Origin of the sequence: Cochleicola gelatinilyticus (assembly GCF_001637325.1) — a bacterium.
Classification (GTDB): Bacteria; Bacteroidota; Bacteroidia; order Flavobacteriales; family Flavobacteriaceae; genus Cochleicola; species Cochleicola gelatinilyticus.
This window is the reverse complement of the sequence record NZ_LRXL01000026.1, coordinates 363,406-383,165: the sequence shown is the minus strand read 5'-3', so window position 1 is coordinate 383,165 and position 19,760 is coordinate 363,406. Positions and strand designations below refer to the sequence as shown.

Here is a 19,760-nt window from a genome sequence, read left to right as displayed (position 1 = left end):
GGAGTTAAACTATATCTTTGTATTAAATTTGTGTCAATACCCAGTTAAATCTGTATTTTTAGATCAATATTTAAAGCGTATGAGAGGTCCCTTATTTTATTCTAAGATCTTATTATTTGGAGAGTATGGAATTATTAAAGATTCTAAAGGACTCTCTATTCCTTATAATTTTTACAAAGGCGCTTTAAAAATAGATACTCACAAAACCATTTCCACAAAAAAATCGAACGATAGTTTACATCGGTTTGCGGTCTATTTAGAAACCCTTCAAAGTGAGAAGCCTGAATTAGTGAGCTTCGATTTAGAGGCATTAAAAAAAGATGTTTCTAAAGGATTGTATTTTGATTCTAGTATTCCACAAGGATATGGGGTAGGAAGTAGTGGAGCATTAGTAGCTGCTATTTACGACCAATATGCTTCAGATAAAATTACGGTACTTGAAAATTTAACGCGCGATAAGTTGCTTCAGTTAAAAGCAATTTTTTCAGAAATGGAATCCTTTTTCCATGGAAAATCTTCTGGTTTAGATCCCTTAAATAGTTATTTAAGTTTACCAATTTTAATTAATTCACACGACAATATTGAGCCTGCGGGAATTCCATCACAGACTGAAAACGGAAAAGGCGCTGTATTTTTATTAGACAGTGGTACAACGGGTGAAACAGCACCGATGGTCCAAATCTTTATGGAGAACATGAAGCAAGAAGGATTTAGAAGCATGTTAAGTGACCAGTTCGTAAAACATACCGATGCATGTGTCGAAGATTTCTTAAAGGGAGATGTAAAATCGTTGTTCGGAAACATGAAACAATTAAGTAAAGTGGTGTTGGATAACTTTAAACCCATGATTCCAAAGCAATTTCATACCCTATGGAAAAAAGGAATCGATTCTAATGCCTACTATCTAAAATTGTGTGGGTCTGGTGGCGGAGGCTATATGTTAGGCTTTACCGAAGATATCGATAAAGCAAAAAAAGCCTTAAAAGATTATAATTTAGAAGTAGTCTACAACTTCTAAATACTTCCTTTTTTTATTTAAAAGTAGCCTCATGCTGAGTAGAAAACAAAAGCACTTTTTATTAAAGTTTTTTAGCTTGTTTTCTATTGTCCGCGGATACAATATTTTGGTAATTGTATTAGCGCAATACCTTACCTCTATATACATCTTAGCACCCGACCTTCCCATTAGAGAAGTCTTGTTCGACCCTAATTTATTAATGCTCGTATTAGCTTCAGCTTCAGCAATTGCAAGTGGATACATTATAAATAGCTTTTACGATAGCGAAAAAGACTTAATTAATCGGCCTCGTAAAACGTTATTAGATAAATTAGTAAGTCAGCGTACCAAGTTGACCAGCTATTTTGTGCTTAATTTTCTATCGGTCATCTTTGCAAGTTATGTTTCGTTTCGTGCAGTGATCTTTTTTTCAATCTACATTTTTGCGATTTGGTTTTACTCACACAAGCTTAAAAAATATCCATTTATTGGAAATATCATCGCTGCAATTTTGGCGGTGATTCCTTTCTTTGCGGTGTTTATACATTATAAAAATTTCGATTTTGTAATTTTTGTTCATGCGACCTTTTTATTTTTATTAATCGCTATGCGAGAACTTACTAAAGATCTTGAAAACTTAAAAGGAGATCTCGCTCAAAATTACCGAACTATTCCAGTTGTGTATGGAGAAAGAGTGTCAAAGCGAATGCTCACTTTACTATGTATCTTAACCTTTGTTCCTACACTGCTTTTAATCACAACATTTCCTATTGGTTACATGGTATATTTCTTTTACGGAAGCATCCTTGCATTAGTCGTATTCCTCTTCGTATTATGGGTTTCAGAAAAAAAAATACATTATATACTCCTTCATAACATTTTAAAATTCATCATCGTAACAGGTGTTTTTAGCATAGTACTCATAGACATCAACGTATTGTTAAATCGTTTTTTATAACCTCTTGGGCGTGTCCCTTCCCTCCTTTTAAAAGAAGGAGCAAAGGGTCAGGCTTTCCGCTGTATCTCTAGTTTGCCTTTTAAGGGCAAACAAGAGGATGCCGCTGCAATCCTTCACGCAATAAACAGAAACTTTCAATAGGCACTAATTATTTCCCTTCTAACGTATTAAGGGTATTTCAGTATTTCTAACTATATTTAAATTTCAAAACCCACATCATAAGGAATAGGCCTAGAATTAATGCATGCATTGAGACAAAGAAGATAATTTTGTTTTAAAAAGTTCTTGTTGAATCGTTTCCGCTAATAATTATAAAAACGCTTATGAAATTAAACTACCGTAGTTTCTTACTACTTGTCGCTCTAACTTTTATCTTTAGAGCTGGGTTCGCCCAATCCAATGAAATCACGATTGAATTTTTGGGCAATTGTGGATTATATATGACTGATGGAACCTCGCATATCTACACAGATTTTCCCTACAAGTCTGGAGCTTTTAACTACATGGAGTTCAATGAAGCAGAACTCGACAGCATAAAAGAAAATGCTATATTTATTTTTACACATAAGCATGCTGATCACTATTCGAAAAAAATTTTAAAGAAAGTTCTAAAGGAGAAAAATGGTGAAAAATATGGAGTTTGGGATGTCTCAAAACTGGAGCGTTTACGTGAAGTTATCGATGATTTTAAAATAGAGGCCTTTAAAACCAATCATAAGGTATTCGGGATAAATTTTAAGCATTATTCGTACTTAATAACTTGGCATGGAAAGAGAATTTATTTGTCTGGCGATACGACCATTCCCGAAACAATTGGTAAAATGAAGAATATCGACATCGCATTTATTCCTAATTGGCTTTATGATAATGCCAAAGAACAAAATATTGAAATAGATGCCAATGAAATTGGAATTTATCACTTGTCTCCAGCAGAAATTGAATCAGCAGAGAAATTCTTTAAAGACAAAGAAAATGAGTATCCTTTAACAGAACAAGGCACAATAATTACAATCAAATTTTAACCGAATATTTCATAGGGTCAATCACATAAATAACTCCATAATTAATTTTTCGTGACATTAAATTATTATGACGGTTCCGTAAATACTTATCTTCAATTTTTGATTGAAAAATTTTAAAGTTAGAAGTAAAACATACCCTCTTATAATTAACAAACTCTCGTAACGTTTACTACAACTCTAGTTGTACACAAACCAATTAAGATGTTTTTGTTGTATACACTAAATAGGCGTGTGTTAATAATGGCAAGAGCTTTATAATAGGAGGAAAGAAAACAATGCATGAAAGATATTGAAATAAGAACTGTAGCAGTAACACAATACCTTCAGCCCTTACGGGAAGGAGGGTCGCTTCCCGCTATTGTAAAAGCTGAAGATGGATTTCTCTATGTATTAAAATTTAGAGGAGCAGGACAGGGAAAACGAGCATTAATTGCAGAACTCTTAGGCGGCGAGCTAGCTCGGGTTGTTGGTTTAAAAGTGCCCGAACTTGTTTTTATGGAGTTAGATGATTCTTTTAGTAAGACCGAACCCGATGAAGAAATTCAAGATTTGCTTTCTTTTAGTGTAGGTCTTAATCTTGGATTGCACTTTTTAAGCGGCGCCATAACCTTCGATCCTTTAGTAAATACACTAGACCCGGTAATCGCTTCAAAAGTAGTGCTAGTAGATAGTCTAATTAGTAACATCGATCGTACGGTTAAAAACACTAATTTATTGCTTTGGAATAAAGAATTGTGGGTGATCGATAATGGAGCTTCTTTTTATTTTCATCACAATTGGAATACGTGGGAAGAGCATCTTACGCGAACCTTTCCGTTAGTAAAAAACCATGTATTATTAGAGCAAGCAACTCGTTTAAAGGAAACTTCGAAAGAAATATCTCAATTACTTACTTTAGAAAAGATTCAAGAAATAGTAGCTTTAATACCAGAAGATTGGCTTATCGAAGAAGGAGAGTTGCTTACCCCAAATGAAATGCGTTCGGCATATCTTAAATTTTTAACCACCAGACTCTCCAAAATGGATTTGTTGGTAAAAGAAGCTGAAGATGCAAGATAAAGTTACATTCGAGTACGCGGTTATACGAGTAGTTCCTAAAGTAGAGCGGGAAGAGTTTTTTAATGTTGGAGTTATATTATTTTCAAAACGAAAAAAATTTCTAGGAATTAAATACAAAATCGACCCAAAACTTCTTGCTGCATTTTCTGAAGATTTGGACATTCAAATTTTAAATGAGAATCTACAAGCTTGGCAACAAATATGTAAAGGAAATCCTTTCGGCGGAGCCATTGGTAAGTTAGAAATATCAGATCGGTTTCGGTGGCTTACAGCTTGCAGAAGCACTATAATTCAAAGTTCTAATGTGCATCCAGGCCTCTGTAGTGATCCCGAAAAAATATTGGAGGAACTCTATAATACGTATGTACTCTAAATAAATAAGCTTCAGAAAAGTAAAAAACTCTTTTCTGAAGCTTACAGTTAGTTGATAAAATGATGAAGCTATCTGTTACTTTTTCAAATCAAATCGATCTAAATTCATCACTTTTGTCCAAGCTGCAACAAAATCTTTCACAAATTTATCTGATGCATCTTCAGAACCATACACTTCAGCAATAGCTCTTAATTCAGAATTAGATCCAAATATAAGATCGACTCTGGTCCCCTTATATTTTACTTCACCTGTTCGGCGATCGGTTCCTTCAAAAACAGTGTCATCGGCATCAGTAGCTTTCCAAGTAGTTGCAAAATCTAAGATATTCGTAAAGAAATCGTTCGTTAAAGCTCCTTTTCGATCTGTAAATACCCCATAATTTGAACCATTATAATTGGTGTCGAGAACTCTTAATCCACCTAAAAGCACTGTCATTTCGGGAATTGAAAGTGTTAGTAAATTAGCACGATCAATTAATAGTTCCTCAGGCGCTGGTTTCTGATTTGGTTTTATATAATTTCTAAATCCGTCTGCTCTTGGCTCCAAATACCCAAACGATTCTAAATCGGTTTGCTCTTGCGATGCATCACCACGTCCCGGTGTAAATGGAACATTGATTTCACGACCCGCATTTTTTGCAGCTTGTTCAATTGCAGCAGAACCTCCTAAAACAATAAGGTCCGCCATTGAGATTTGCTTGTTTCCAGATTGAGATTCATTAAAGTCTTTCTGAATGTTTTCTAAAATTGACAACACTTTTGAAAGTTGCTTCGGATTGTTTACTTCCCAATTCTTTTGAGGAGCTAAACGAATGCGACCTCCGTTGGCGCCACCTCGCATATCAGATCCTCTAAAAGTAGAAGCTGATCCCCAGGCAACTGAGACCAATTCTGAAATTGATAATTCTGAATCGGTAATCTTTTTCTTCAAATTAGTAACATCATGTTCATTCACCAATTCGTGATCGCTCATTGGGATAGGATCTTGCCAAATAAGTTCTTCTTTAGGAACTTCGGGTCCTAAATAACGAGAAATCGGCCCCATATCACGGTGCGTCAATTTATACCACGCTCGGGCAAAGGCATCTTCAAATTCTTTAGGGTTTTTATGAAAACGCTTAGAGATCTCTAAATATTCTGGATCCATTTTTAGCGCCATATCTGCTGAGGTCATCATTAAAGATTGTGTCTTAGAAGAATCTCCAGCTTTAGGTGCCATTCTTGCTTTTGAAGCTGCTGTGGGGGCATATTGATGTGCTCCAGCAGGACTTTTTGTTAATTCCCAGTCATAGTTTAATAGTACATCAAAATAATCATGATCCCATTTTGTAGGGTTCGGAGTCCAAGCTCCTTCAATACCACTCGTAATTGTGTCATCTAATACACCCGATCCAAATGAATTTTTCCAACCCAAACTCATTTCTTCAATTCCTGCGCCAGCGGGTTCGGCAGCAACATATTTTTCAGGATCTGCAGCACCATGAGCCTTTCCGAAAGTGTGACCACCTGCCGTAAGTGCTACTGTCTCTTCATTATTCATTGCCATACGACCAAATGTCTCTTTCATATCTTTTGCAGAACCAAGCGGATCTGGCGTACCATTAGGTCCTTCAGGATTCACATAAATTAATCCCATGTGTGCAGCAGCTAGGTCTCCCTCTAAATCCCCATCTTCATATCGTGCCTCATTTCCTAACCATTCGGTTTCAGAACCCCAATAAATATCTTGCTCTGGCTCCCATACGTCTTCACGGCCTCCGGCAAAGCCAAAAGTTTTAAATCCCATAGATTCTAATGCACAATTACCAGCAAGTACCATAAGGTCTGCCCATGAAACTTTATTTCCGTATTTCTTTTTTACCGGCCATAATAACAAGCGAGCTTTGTCTAAATTTCCATTATCGGGCCAACTATTTAAAGGAGCAAAACGCTGCGATCCAGAATTTGCACCACCACGACCATCACCTACACGGTAAGTACCAGCACTATGCCATGCCATACGAATCATGAACGGCCCATAATGACCGTAATCTGCAGGCCACCAATCTTGTGAGTTGGTCATTAGGTCGATAACATCTTGTTTCAATTGCGCAAAGTCAACACTTTTAAAGGCTTCTGCATAATTGAAATCGGCACCCATCGGATTAGATTTAGCACCTTGTTGTCTTAAAATATTTAGTTTTAATTCGTTGGGCCACCAATCGCGATTTTTAGTTCCACCACCAGCAACGGTTTTATGTTCCCCTCCAAAATAAGGGCATTTACTTGCATTGCTATCATTGATTTCCCAAACTTCTCCGTTTGTTCCTGTGTCTTTACTCATAATATTGTTAGATTTTAAAATGTGGTTTTTCAAATCTATAAAAATGTTTCTCTAAAACCATTGTTTTTGTATATATAAAATTAAACAAAACATCGATAAATTCTATAGTAATGCAAAGTTGTACAGTTTAAATTTTCTTCATTTATATTTGAACTTTATAGAAATGCATTTAAAAAAGTGCTTACATAAAACTTAAAGATCAATGGCATTAAGTAAAGGAATAGACAAGTTGCTAGCAGCATTTGGAAGTGAAAAGGCAGGGAAACGATTACAAGAGGAACCTATGTCGGAAACAAGAATCGAAGGTTTAGAAGAGAATCGAATTGCTGTTTCTGAAGACGCCATACTTTATGGGCAAATAGAAGAATTAAATGAATACCTGTTTTTGGAAACTATTCTCGTAACTCGATCGAAAATTAAAACTCTTAAAGGAGCTACATTAACCTTTAAAGGAACGACAAATTTTAAATTAATATCAGATACACAGGAGATTGAATCGGATCTATCAAATGTTTCTAACCGAATTTTAACCCGTATTAGTTTTGATATTACTGAAAAAGAAATCAACCTTATTAAAAATAAACAATACGAGAGTGTGATTTTTGAATGCAAAAAAATAGTTTTAAATCTTTCGAAGTCTACTTAAATTCCATTCCTTTTGTGCTTAGCAATTCATAGCCGAATAACCATTATTCTAGCTTGTTAGCACAAAGGCTTTCCGTATCTTTGCAAAAATATTAATTAAAAGATTTCCGCACAAGCGGAGTAAAAGTATGAGCAGAAAAGACAGCAAGGATAATGGAAAAGCTTCGGGTAGAGGAGATAATAATACCCGAAATAAAAGCTATTCAAGAGGAAATGCTCCCATAAAAAAAAATACGTCGAATAAAGCAACACCAAGTGGAATTGCGAAAAATAATACTCCAAAAGCCGGCGGAATTCGTTTGAATAAATATATTGCTAATAGTGGGATTTGCTCTCGACGTGAAGCAGATACTTACATTGCCACTGGTCTAGTTTCAGTAAATGGTAAAATCATTAATGAAATGGGATATAAAGTACAACTTTCCGACGATGTTCGCTTCGACGGAAGGCGTATTAATCCAGAGCCAAACACCTATATTTTATTAAACAAACCAAAAGGTTTTGCTACAACGACAAGTGAGAGCAAAGGACAAACCGTGATGGATCTTATTTCGAATGCGACCAATTCTAAAGTAACTCCTATTGGAAGGCTAGGAAGAAACGCAACCGGATTGTTGCTGTTTACTAACGATGATAAACTCAAAGAGAAGTTAAGTAAGAAAGGAATGGAGCGACTTTTTCATGTTGAACTCGATAAAAATTTAAAAGGCGATGACCTTAAAAGTATTAAAGAGGGACTTAAAGTTGACGGAAAAAAAATCACTGTTGAAGAAGTAAGCTATGTGGAAAATGCTCCAAAAAAAGAGGTGGGGCTTAAGATAAAACATATGGGGAACAGTGTAATTCGCGATATCTTTTCGCAATTAGGATACGATGTTGTTCGTATAGATTGTGTGACCATTGCACATCTTACTAAAAAGGACTTGCCGAGAGGACGATGGAAGGTGTTAACTCAGAGAGAAGTAGAGTTGTTCTCAATGTTGTAATTTTTCAGAAACAGTATAAAACGAACGCTAAATTGCTTGTTATTAAACAAATAAGTTGGCGTTTTTATATATAAGGTAAGGCTTCATTTTTTCTGAAAAAGTTATTGCAATTCATTTTTTTTTCATTCATTTGCATCGCATTTTAGCTGAACCATTGAAGAGTGTTTCTTTGTTCGGGTTTTTGAAAATCAGGAAGTCATATTCAAAAACAGCTCGCCAGGCGGGTGACCGAATTTTAAAGCTAGCTTCCGACTCCTTACTTCTAAATAGGAGAACTAATAAACCGGGTACTGCCTATAATAATAGGAACTCGGCTTCCTTTCAACGCTCGGCATATTGGTTAAACCCATTTCGTATCTGATTTTAAATTGGGTTAAATTTCTGTTATACTTTTCAATTCTGGGAAGTATCCATTATCATTTATTTATTTTTAGTTACAAGAAACGCTATAATGAACACAAAATATATCGACTTAATTAGTCAGACCTACGATTTTCCTCAGGATGAATTTACCTTAAAAAATAACACCCTTAATTTTCACGATATCGATCTCATGAAACTCGTGGAAGAATACGGAGCTCCTTTAAAATTCACCTATCTCCCTAAGATATCTGAAAATATAAATAGGGCAAAAGGTTGGTTTTCTGAAGCCATTCAAAAGAACAATTATAAAGGGACTTATAATTATTGCTATTGTACAAAAAGCTCGCATTTTAAACACGTCTTGAACGAAGCTTTAAATAACGATATTCACATTGAAACCTCTTCGGCGTTCGATATTAATATTGTTGAAAATTTAAAAGCAGAGGGAAAGATTAACGATAAAACGTATGTTATATGTAACGGGTTTAAACGAGACCAGTATATCGATAATATTTCAAGACTTATAAATAATGGACATAAGAATTGCATTCCGATTATCGATAATTATGAAGAGATCGGATTACTCTCGGAAGGAATCGATAAAAAGTTTAAAGTAGGAATTCGAATAGCTTCAGAAGAAGAGCCAAAGTTCGAATTTTACACATCCCGTCTTGGAATTGGATACAAAAACATTGTTCCGTTCTACGAAAAACAAATAAAGGAAAATAAAAAAGTAGAATTAAAAATGCTCCACTTTTTTATTAATACAGGAATTCGTGACAATGCTTATTATTGGAACGAATTGGTAAAATGTTTAACAGTGTATACCAAGTTAAAGAAAATCTGTCCTACATTAGATAGTCTTAACATTGGCGGTGGATTCCCGATTAAAAACTCACTTGCTTTCGATTATGATTACCAATACATGATCGATGAAATTGTGAATCAAATTAATTTAACGTGTGCGGAAGCCGATGTTCCAGTACCGCATATCTTTACAGAATTTGGTAGCTTTACAGTAGGTGAGAGTGGCGGTGCGATTTACGAGATCCTGTATCAGAAACAACAGAATGACCGCGAAAAATGGAATATGATTAATTCTTCATTTATTACTACATTACCAGATACTTGGGCAATCAGCAAGCGATTTATTATGTTAGCGATTAATCGATGGAATGAAGAGTACGAGCGTATTTTGCTAGGAGGTTTAACTTGCGATAGTGATGATTATTATAATAGTGAACAACATATGAATGCTATCTATCTTCCAAAATTCAAAAAAGAAAAACCCCTGTATATTGGATTTTTCAACACAGGAGCATATCAAGAAACTATTGGTGGATTCGGCGGATTGCAGCATTGCCTTATTCCATCACCCAAGCATATTTTAATTGATAAAGATGAAGATGGAAACATCTCAACAAAACTATTTTCTGAACAACAAACAAGCAAACAATTGTTAAATATTTTAGGTTATGAGCACTAAGACGTATGCAGGGATCCCGCAAAAATATGCGACCCTTGAAACTTCAAAAATTGTATTAATTCCAGTTCCTTACGACGGGACAAGTACCTGGCAAAAAGGTGCAGACAAGGGTCCTGAAGCTTTTTTAAATGCTTCAGAAAATATGGAATTGTACGATATCGAAACAAAAACGGAAGTGTATAAACAAGGCATCCACCTTACCGAGCCGATTGAAGAAAATTCTTCTCCAGAAGCGGTGGTCGATGCAGTACATAAAATGACGAAAGATTTTATTCTTCGGAATAAATTTGTAACTGTTTTTGGAGGAGAACACAGTATTTCGATAGGAACAATTCGTGCCTTTAATGAATGTTTCGACGATCTTACCGTATTGCACATTGATGCACATGCCGATCTTCGTAAAGAATATGATGGTTCAACCTGCAATCACGCATGCGCAGTTTATGAAGCCAGCCAGAATACCAATTTAGTTCAAGTAGGAATTCGAAGCATGGATGTTTCAGAAACTACAATCATAGATGAAGAGAAAACATGGTTCGCACATGACATGGCAGGCGATGAATATTGGATGGATAATGTGATTGAAGCATTGGGAGACAATGTGTTTATAACATTCGATTTAGACGCGTTCGATCCTTCAATTATGCCTTCAACTGGAACGCCAGAACCAGGAGGTTTGTTTTACTACGAAACATTAGAGTTCTTAAAACAAGTATTCGCAGAACGCAATGTGGTAGGCTTCGATATTGTAGAGCTTTGCCCGAATGAGAATGAGAAGTCTTCAGATTTTCTAGCAGCAAAATTATACTATAAGATGTTAAGCTATAAGTTTGAAGGAGCCGAAGAGGAAGATGAATTTGAAAGTAATTTCAACGATTCAAAAAGAGGAATTTCAAAATTTAACGACAACGAAGATGACAACTAATAAAGGAGCGATTTCAGAATTTATTCAAAAATATTACCTTCATTTTAATGCAGCGGCTTTGGTCGATGCCGCGAAAGGATACGAAGAACAACTCAATAATGGCGCAAAAATGCTTGTGTCGTTAGCTGGTGCAATGAGTACGGCAGAGCTTGGTAAAATATTCGCAGAAATGATCCGTCAAGATAAAGTGCAAATTGTTTCTTGTACAGGTGCAAACCTTGAGGAAGATATCATGAATTTGGTGGCGCATAGTCATTACAAGCGTGTGCCAAACTATAGAGACCTTACTGCTCAAGACGAGTGGGATTTGTTGGAAAAAGGATTAAACCGAGTAACCGACACCTGCATTCCAGAAGAAGAAGCGTTTCGAAGAATACAAGAGCATATCGTTAAAATATGGAAAGATGCCGAAGCGAAAGGTGAACGATACCTTCCGCATGAATACATGTATAAATTATTATTAAGTGGGGTATTAGAAGAACACTATGAGATCGACCTAAAAGACTCATGGATGTATGCCGCAGCAGAAAAGAATCTGCCTATTATTTGCCCAGGATGGGAGGATAGTACGATGGGGAATATTTTTGCAAGCTATGTGTTAAAAGGTGAGCTTAAGGCATCGACCATGAAAAGCGGAATTGAATACATGACATTTTTAGCCGATTGGTACACCGACAATTCTAAAAATGGAATCGGGTTTTTCCAAATTGGTGGAGGAATCGCTGGTGACTTTCCAATTTGTGTGGTACCCATGCTATATCAAGATATGGAACGAACCGAAACCCCTTTTTGGAGTTACTTTTGCCAGATAAGCGACTCTACAACTAGTTATGGAAGTTACTCAGGTGCGGTACCAAACGAAAAGATCACTTGGGGGAAATTAGACATCGATACACCAAAATTTATTATTGAAAGTGACGCGACAATTGTGGCGCCTCTTGTTTTTGCATACCTTTTAGGAATGTAATTTTTAAGCAGTAAGGCTAACTAGCAAAGGGAATCTTTCATCGCATAATCGCTTCGACAAGCTCAGCGTGACTCCTTTTATTAGTTGGCTTTATAAAAAAATAATGCAATATCTTTAAAAAAAATCCACAAACTAAATTTTACTCAATACTCAACATCTAAATGGATACTTCCAAAATTGAAAATATAGAATTAAAGTTTTTAACGCTCGAAGATTACGATGCGTTAAAAGAAGCCACGCTTCAATCCTACGGTGGACTTCCCAATTCGTATTGGAAACTGGAAGAGATCGGGAAGCTTATTTCGTTGTTTCCAGAAGGACAAGTTGTAATTAAAATCGACGGGGAGATCGCAGGTTGTGCGCTGTCTATTATTGTCGATTACGATAAAGTAGAAGATCAACACACCTACGACGATATCGCCAGCGACCCTAATTTTAAGATCCACGACCCAGAAGGAGATGTATTATACGGGATCGATGTATTTATTAAACCCGACTTTCGAGGTTTGCGTTTAGGAAGACGTTTATACGATTACCGAAAAGAGTTATGTGAAAATCTAAATTTAAAGAGCATTGTTTTTGGCGGACGAATGCCGAATTATCACAAGCATGCCGATAAGTTTTCACCAAAACAATACATTCAAAAAGTCAAGCGAAAAGAAATCGAAGATCCAGTTTTAAATTTTCAAATCTCGAACGATTTTCATCCAGTACGTGTATTAAAAGGATACCTTGAAGGCGATACAGCTTCAGGAGAATTTGCTGTATTAATGGAATGGGACAATATTTACTACACCAAACCTACCAAGAAGCCCAGCGCGACCAAAAGTGTAGTGCGACTAGGGTTAATACAATGGCAAATGCGACCGTATAACGATTTCGATGAACTTATGCATCAAGCAGAGTATTTTATCGATAGTGTAGCAGGATACCGTTCCGATTTTGCTGTTTTTCCAGAGTTCTTCAACGCCCCTTTAATGGCAAAATACAACCATTTAAGTGAGCCCGATGCCATTCGTGAATTAGCAAAATATACGAAAGAGATTAAAGAAAAAATGTCTGAGCTTGCCATTAGTTATAACATCAATATAATTACTGGAAGCATGCCCGAAATAGTTCGTAACAAGCTTTACAATGTAGGGTATTTATGTCGTAGAGACGGAAGCGTAGAACGTTACGAGAAAATTCACTGTACCCCCGACGAAGTAAAAGTATGGGGGATGCAGAACGGAAATACCCTGCAAACTTTCGAAACCGACAGTGGAAAAATCGGAATTTTAATTTGTTACGATTCTGAGTTCCCAGAACTTTCCCGCCTGTTGTCCGATGAAGGGATGGACATATTATTTGTGCCTTTTTTAACCGATACACAAAATGGGTATTCCCGCGTCCGACTCTGTGCCCAAGCCCGAGCGGTCGAAAACGAATGCTATGTAGCCATTTCAGGTAGTGTAGGGAATTTGCCTAATGTGCATAATATGGATATTCAATACGCTCAATCAGCGGTATTTACTCCTTGCGATTTTTCATTTCCGAGCAATGGTATTAAAGCCGAAGCCACTGCAAATGCCGAGATGATACTTGTAGCCGATGTCGATCTCGATCTGCTTCGTGAGTTACATTCGTTTGGTGCTGTAAAAAACTTAAAAGACCGACGGAAAGATTTTTATCGTCTCGAACGAGTAAAAAAGAATTAAGATCAAGATCGTGTTCTATTATGTGGGCAAGCCCCTTTTTCGCTGTCGCTACAAAGGGTCGGGCTATACGCGCTACACGGTAGCTTGCTGCTATCCCTCTTGCAGTGTTTGAGGCTTTAGTGTTGCTATTTCCCATACCGCATACCCAATAACTACTAGATACTCCATCGCTACCAACCAAAGATTTTCAGAAAAACCTTCAGCTCCATATGCCGAATAGCTCAATACCACAAAACCACTCCACACCAGCGGAAACCGATAACGGGTAAATAAGCAAAGTAGTAGAGGCGTCGCTACATACCAAGGATGCACCGTAGTGGAAAGCAGGAAATAAAAAGACATCCCAAAAAGCATCGCAGTAATAAGTTGTCGCATGGTTGCATTCTTTCGGAATACCGCTAATCCTAATAAGAATAAAATTACGATCAAAGGCAAAACCTTCCCAACACTAGCAATAATGTTCCATCCTACAGTTTGAAATCCGATCCATCGAATGATATAATACACACTCGCATTAAACTCGAAATTCTGAAACCATAAGGAGATCGTCGCCGAAAAATTCTGAATAAATTCTGAAGAAACAAAGGGTAGAAATGTACAAACTACCGTTCCCAATGTGATGAGATAGAAAAGCAATAACCTACTAAAGTTTAATCCGGTGGAATTTTCCTTCCGAAGAAACCATGATAAGAACAGCGGTAAAAACAGCAAAGGAAGTAGTTTTACCGAAACTGAAATACCTAATAAGACTCCCGCTAATACCCATTTCCTTTTGTGAAGTAGATACAGCGACCAGACCACAAAAAAGAGCATCACCCCTTCAAAATGCAAGTTTCCTGTCATTTCGATAACGATAAACGGATTCAAAAAATACCAAAACATGGTGTGTGGATTCAGATCGAGATTTCGCAATAGTTTTCTTCCGAAGTAAAGAATTCCAACATCTGCAGCGATTAAAAGTATTCGAAGTACGATCACAGAGCCAAGAATAGAATGTTTTGCAAACAATGCAGCAATGGCAAAAAAGAACTGATTTACCGGTGGGTAATTGGTAAAATGACTAGCGTTTAAAGCTCCCATTCCAGCTACTAATTCGTGAGCCTGTGGGACGATATTAGGAAGGGATGTCATATAAGTTTCGGGTGTAACTAAATATGGATTTATTCCTTGTAAAAGCAACCTTCCATCCCAAAGAAAACGATAAAAATCTTGAGACAGATTCGGAATACTCCCCATAAAAACCAAACGAAAAGCGATTCCGAATCCGGCAAGTACCCAAAAATTGCCTTTAGTGATCTGGATGAGTTTGTAGGCAAAAAAGAACAAAGCCCCGTACAAAGCAATGAGTTTAGGAAAATCGTTTCGTTGCAGGTCATAGGCAAAAGTCGCATAAAAGGCTATGCTGAGCAAGGCGAAAAGTAAGGGAGTGCGATATAATTTAAGAAAGTCTAATACGTTTATAGCCATAAAAAGATCTTTTTAAAATTAATTGTTATTGTTCGTGTTGCATTTTCCCTTTAATCCTGCCACTCTGCGATAAAGAGATTGGTATCGCGCCCGCCACCATTGTTTCGGTTGGAAGAAAATACCAGTTGTTTTCCATCGTTCGAAAATACAGGAAAAGCATCGAATGTTTCCCCGTGTGTCACACGTTCAAGATTCTTTCCATCGAGATCGATCATGTACAGGTTAAATGGAAATCCGCGTTCGGCTTCGTAATTACTTGAAAATAATACCTTTTTTCCGTTAGGGTGAAAGAACGGACTCCAATTTGCATTACCAAGATTTGTGATTTGACGCAGGTCACTTCCATCGGCATTACAGATGTAGAGTTCCATCTCGGTGGGTTGCACCAGTCCTTGCGCTAGCAGATCCTTATATTCTTTTATTGCTTCTGGAGTTTTAGGGCGAGAAGAGCGAAAGATGAGCTTGGTGCCATCGGGAGAGAAAAAAGCACCACCATCGTACCCCAGTTCGTCTGTAATTTGTTGCACGTTGCTTCCGTCGAGATTCATGGTGTATAATTCAAGGTCGCCGCTGCGCATGGAGGTAAATACGATCTTATCACCCTGGGGAGATACTGTTGCTTCGGCATCGTATCCGGGTTCTGTAGTGAGTTGTGCAGTGATGTTTCCGTCGAGATCAGAAACAAAAATATCGAAGCTATCGTATACGGGCCATACATATTTTCCGTTTTTCCGAAGAGGGACTTCCGGACATTCTTCGTCCACTAAATGAGTAGATCCGTAAACGAAATGTTTGTTATCGGGCAAAAAGTATGCACAAGTAGTACGACCTTTACCAGTGCTAATCATGGGTGGTTTTTTATCTTTAAAGTTTTCCGAAGCATTCATTAAAAACATCTGGTCGCATTCTAATCCCCATTCGTTGTAATTTGATTGAAACACCAGTTGTTTGTCATCGAAACTCCAGTAGGCTTCAGCGTTATCACCCCCAAACGTAATCTGTCGAATCGATTTAAAATGTTTTTCTTCTGGGTAAATAAGCGAATCGTTTGTTTGAATGGTACTTTCTTTAGAAAGGGGTGTTGCGGTAGTTGTAGTTTCTAAAGTACCTTCTGGATTTTGGACTTCATTTTTACAAGAAAAAATAGTGACAAGTGAAGCGAAAAGAATGATTAATCTCATATTTAACCTAATTTTGTACAAAAATAAGAATATGAGATTTGTTGCACTCCTTTTTTTAGCAGGAATACTAGTTAGTTGTAAAAAAGAAATCGTAAAAAAAGTATCTATGAAAGAGGATGTTACAATTCTCGCAGATGATACCTTTAACGGAAGAGAAACTGGAACCGAAGGAGAACTCCAAGCAGCAAAATATATTTTAGGTCGGTTTAAGGAAATCGGACTACTACCGAAAGGAAGCCAGGGTTCATTTACCCAAACATTTACTTTTAGACCTTCGTTAAATCCACACGAAGAAGCCGAGTTTACAGGAATGAAAACCGATAGTACCTTAACTGGAACAAATGTCGTAGGGTATATCGATAATAATGCAGAAACTACGGTGGTAATAGGTGCTCATTACGATCATCTAGGAATGGGAGGAGAGGGATCGTTATATCGAGAAGGAGAAGCGATTCATAATGGGGCAGACGATAATGCCAGTGGTGTAGCAGTGATGCTTTATCTCGCTTCCCGATTGGTAAAAGTAGACTCTGTAAACACTAAGAATAACTATTTATTTATTGCATTTTCCGGAGAAGAAATGGGGTTGTTAGGGTCTAACTATTTTGTAAAGAACCCGACGATAGATACAAAGAAAGTAAGCTATATGATTAATATGGATATGGTGGGGCGACTTAATAACGAACGAACTTTAGCTGTTCACGGGGTAGGAACCTCGCCTATCTTTAAACAAACTTTATTTGCCAATAACAAGGTTGACCTCAATATAGCGGAGCATGAAAGTGGGGTGGGGCCTAGCGATCATACCTCATTCTATTTGGCAGATATTCCAGTCCTTCATTTTTTTACTGGACAACATGAAGATTACCATAAACCAGGAGATGATGCTGAAAAATTAAATTATAAAGGCATGGAAACGATCGGAAATTATATCTACAGTATTATTTCAGATCTTGACGATAATGGAAAAATCGCTTTTAGAAAAACTAAAAATGAAAGTGAAGCCGTACCTGACTTTAAAGTAACATTAGGAGTGGTTCCAGATTACCTTTATACTGGTGAGGGAATGCGAATCGATGGGGTTAGTGAAGACCGTCCGGCGCAAAAAGCTGGATTACAGAAAGGAGATGTGGTTCTCCAATTAGGCGAACATGAAACTAAGTCTATGATGAAGTATATGAAAGCGCTCTCGAGATTTGAGGAGGGTCAAAACACTACTGCAATTATAAACCGAAATGGTGAAGTCATGGAAGTGGCGATTACTTTTTAAATTACAATTTATTTTTTTCGGCTTCTAGTGTTTGAAAGTACTTGCTTTCTTCTTCCGTTAGGAGTCGTGACTGTATTAAAAAACGAAGTCCTAATGGAATCTCTACCGAAAAGCTGGAACCTCGTCCTTTGGTAATAGCCACAGTAAGGTGAGTATGCTTCCAGTATTCATACTGATCTTGATTCATATAAAAATGTACGCCTGCAACTTCTCCTAAAAGAATGTCACTTTCGTCAAGATAAAAATCATCTTTAGTTAATAGCATGGGGGAGGACCCATCGCAACACCCTCCGCTCTGATGGAAAATTAATTCGCCGTGTTGCGACTTCATTTTCTCTACGATCTCGGCTGCTTCTTCTGTTATAATTACACGGGATTTTTTCATAATGTATCGTATTAAAAAGGGGTCGAAAAAGTTTTCGACCCCTGGGGAGTTAGAATTAGCAATTGGTTTAAAAGAAACCTAATTTCTTTTTATCGTATGAAATTAACATGTTTTTGGTTTGGCGGTAATGGTCGAGCATCATCTTATGGTTTTCTCTTCCAATACCTGATTTTTTGTATCCTCCAAAGGGCGCATGAGCTGGATATGCATGGTAGTTATTAACCCATACTCTCCCTGCCTTAACTTTTCTAGCTACTGTATAGGCTTGATGTGTGTCGCGGGTCCATACTCCAGCGCCTAATCCGTATAAAGTGTCGTTTGCGATTTCAATCGCTTCTTCTTCATCTTTAAAAGTTGTTACACAAACCACTGGTCCAAAAATCTCTTCTTGGAACACACGCATTTTGTTGTTTCCTTTTAGTATCGTGGGTTGAATGTAATAACCTCCTTCAAGTCCTTCATTATAAGCAGCTTCTCCACCCGCCAGTACTTCGCAACCTTCTTCTTTTCCGATTTTAATGTAGTTCAGGATTTTTTCATACTGATCGTTCGACGCCTGTGCACCCAGCATGGTTTCTGGGTCTAGTGGATGTCCAATTTTAATAGCATTGGTGCGTTCAACCACTCGTTTTATAAAATCATCGTAAATACTTTCTTCCACTAAAATCCTAGACGGGCATGTACAAACTTCTCCTTGATTAAAAGCAAATAGCACTGCACCTTCTATAGCTTTATCAAAATAGTCATCATCAGCGTCCATGATACTTTTAAAGAAAATATTTGGTGATTTACCTCCAAGTTCAAGGGTTACTGGAATAATGTTTTTAGAAGCGTATTGCATTATGAGTTGTCCAGTTGTAGTTTCTCCAGTAAATGCAATTTTGCTAATTTTAGGGTGAGATGCTAATGGCTTTCCTGCTTCTAATCCAAATCCATTTACAATATTTAATACCCCTGGTGGAATCACCTCTTCTAGCATTTCTGCTAATATCATAATGGCTACAGGAGTTTGTTCTGCAGGTTTTAATACCACACAGTTTCCAGCTGCCAATGCAGGTGCTAGTTTCCAAGTTGCCATTAATAACGGGAAATTCCAAGGAATAATTTGTCCGACCACTCCTAAAGGCTCCCAGATATTGAGTGATAGTGTATTTTCATCTAATTCGCTGGCGCCTCCTTCTTCAGCACGTATAGCTCCGGCGAAATATCGAAAATGATCTACTGCTAAAGGTAGATCAGCATTGATGGTTTCTCTAAAAGGCTTTCCATTATCCCAAGTTTCGGCTTTCGCTAACACCTCCATATTTTTTTCAATAATGTCTGCAATTTTTAAGAGCATATTGCTTCTTTCAGTTGCTGAGGTGTTATTCCATGATGCTGCTGCTTTCCAACCTGCTTCAACGGCTAAGTCGATGTCTTCTTTTGTAGAGCGAGCTATCTTTGTAAAGGTGTTTCCATCTACTGGAGAAATACTTTCAAAATATTCGCCTTTTACCGGACTTACCCATTTACCTCCAATAAAGTTATCGTACTGATTTTTAAATTGTGGTGCAGAAATTGTTTTTCCCTCTGCCGTTTTTACCGTGCTCATATTCGTAAAATTTTAATGATTATTATACAGTTATCTTAATGATCCTAAAGATATTTTATAAAAAAA

The 19,760-nt window shown here is 37.1% G+C and carries 17 protein-coding genes; 12 read left to right on the top strand and 5 right to left on the bottom strand.

Annotated elements, in window-relative coordinates; all coding sequences use genetic code 11:
• The first annotated feature begins 79 nt into the window (after nt 1-79).
• From ULVI_RS03715 to ULVI_RS03695, 5 genes are all read left to right on the top strand, one after another.
• Nucleotides 80-1,018, top strand: a complete 939-nt coding sequence (locus tag ULVI_RS03715) for a mevalonate kinase family protein (protein ID WP_068589891.1) — start codon at nt 80-82, stop codon at nt 1,016-1,018.
• A 31-nt stretch (nt 1,019-1,049) separates the two neighbouring features.
• Entirely contained in the window at nt 1,050-1,955 is a 906-nt protein-coding gene (locus ULVI_RS03710; RefSeq protein ID WP_068589889.1) for a geranylgeranylglycerol-phosphate geranylgeranyltransferase, read from the top strand.
• 323 nt (nt 1,956-2,278) lie between these two features.
• A complete protein-coding gene (locus tag ULVI_RS03705) occupies nt 2,279-2,977 on the top strand; it encodes an MBL fold metallo-hydrolase (protein WP_068589886.1) in 699 nt (232 codons plus the stop codon).
• Nucleotides 2,978-3,256: 279 nt separating this feature from the next.
• On the top strand, nt 3,257-4,036 hold the full coding sequence (locus tag ULVI_RS03700; RefSeq protein ID WP_068589884.1) for a HipA family kinase: 780 nt from the start codon (nt 3,257-3,259) through the stop codon (nt 4,034-4,036).
• Entirely contained in the window at nt 4,026-4,409 is a 384-nt protein-coding gene (locus ULVI_RS03695) for a DUF3037 domain-containing protein (RefSeq protein ID WP_068589883.1), read from the top strand. Before ULVI_RS03700 ends, ULVI_RS03695 begins: the two co-directional genes overlap by 11 nt.
• A gap of 75 nt (nt 4,410-4,484) precedes the next feature.
• Here ULVI_RS03695 and katG read toward each other — a convergent pair whose 3' ends face one another.
• Nucleotides 4,485-6,731 carry a catalase/peroxidase HPI gene (gene katG, locus ULVI_RS03690; RefSeq protein ID WP_068589881.1) on the bottom strand — a complete coding sequence of 749 codons (2,247 nt, stop codon included), beginning with the start codon at nt 6,729-6,731 and terminating at the stop codon, nt 4,485-4,487.
• 202 nt (nt 6,732-6,933) lie between these two features.
• Between katG and ULVI_RS03685 the strand changes: the two genes are divergently transcribed.
• The 6 genes from ULVI_RS03685 (at nt 6,934) to ULVI_RS03660 (ending at nt 13,800) form a co-directional block, all read left to right on the top strand.
• Complete coding sequence (locus tag ULVI_RS03685) at nt 6,934-7,377, top strand: hypothetical protein (protein ID WP_068589879.1); 444 nt, start codon at nt 6,934-6,936, stop codon at nt 7,375-7,377.
• Nucleotides 7,378-7,504: 127 nt separating this feature from the next.
• A complete protein-coding gene (locus tag ULVI_RS03680) occupies nt 7,505-8,362 on the top strand; it encodes a pseudouridine synthase (RefSeq protein WP_068589877.1) in 858 nt (285 codons plus the stop codon).
• A gap of 451 nt (nt 8,363-8,813) precedes the next feature.
• On the top strand, nt 8,814-10,211 hold the full coding sequence (locus ULVI_RS03675) for an arginine decarboxylase (RefSeq protein ID WP_068589875.1): 1,398 nt from the start codon (nt 8,814-8,816) through the stop codon (nt 10,209-10,211).
• On the top strand, nt 10,201-11,136 hold the full coding sequence (speB, locus tag ULVI_RS03670) for an agmatinase (RefSeq protein WP_068589873.1): 936 nt from the start codon (nt 10,201-10,203) through the stop codon (nt 11,134-11,136). Before ULVI_RS03675 ends, speB begins: the two co-directional genes overlap by 11 nt.
• Complete coding sequence (locus ULVI_RS03665; RefSeq protein WP_068589871.1) at nt 11,126-12,103, top strand: deoxyhypusine synthase family protein; 978 nt, start codon at nt 11,126-11,128, stop codon at nt 12,101-12,103. The genes speB and ULVI_RS03665 overlap by 11 nt, the downstream gene beginning before the upstream one ends.
• 161 nt (nt 12,104-12,264) lie before the next feature.
• A complete protein-coding gene (locus tag ULVI_RS03660) occupies nt 12,265-13,800 on the top strand; it encodes a bifunctional GNAT family N-acetyltransferase/carbon-nitrogen hydrolase family protein (protein WP_068589869.1) in 1,536 nt (511 codons plus the stop codon).
• Nucleotides 13,801-13,890: 90 nt separating this feature from the next.
• On the opposite strand, the gene ULVI_RS03655 is transcribed toward ULVI_RS03660, so the two are convergent.
• Entirely contained in the window at nt 13,891-15,267 is a 1,377-nt protein-coding gene (locus tag ULVI_RS03655; protein WP_068589867.1) for a glycosyltransferase 87 family protein, read from the bottom strand.
• Nucleotides 15,268-15,317: 50 nt separating this feature from the next.
• Nucleotides 15,318-16,448 carry a TolB family protein gene (locus ULVI_RS03650; RefSeq protein ID WP_068589865.1) on the bottom strand — a complete coding sequence of 377 codons (1,131 nt, stop codon included), beginning with the start codon at nt 16,446-16,448 and terminating at the stop codon, nt 15,318-15,320.
• A gap of 31 nt (nt 16,449-16,479) precedes the next feature.
• Between ULVI_RS03650 and ULVI_RS03645 the strand changes: the two genes are divergently transcribed.
• Nucleotides 16,480-17,718, top strand: a complete 1,239-nt coding sequence (locus tag ULVI_RS03645; RefSeq protein ID WP_068591360.1) for a M28 family peptidase — start codon at nt 16,480-16,482, stop codon at nt 17,716-17,718.
• 1 nt (nt 17,719) lies between these two features.
• Here ULVI_RS03645 and ULVI_RS03640 read toward each other — a convergent pair whose 3' ends face one another.
• Nucleotides 17,720-18,103 (bottom strand): DUF779 domain-containing protein, encoded by a 384-nt coding sequence (locus ULVI_RS03640; RefSeq protein WP_068589862.1) that lies wholly within the window; start codon nt 18,101-18,103, stop codon nt 17,720-17,722.
• A 67-nt stretch (nt 18,104-18,170) separates the two neighbouring features.
• Nucleotides 18,171-19,694, bottom strand: coding sequence for an aldehyde dehydrogenase family protein (locus tag ULVI_RS03635; protein WP_068589860.1), 1,524 nt, complete (start codon nt 19,692-19,694; stop codon nt 18,171-18,173).
• Nucleotides 19,695-19,760 lie beyond the last annotated feature (66 nt).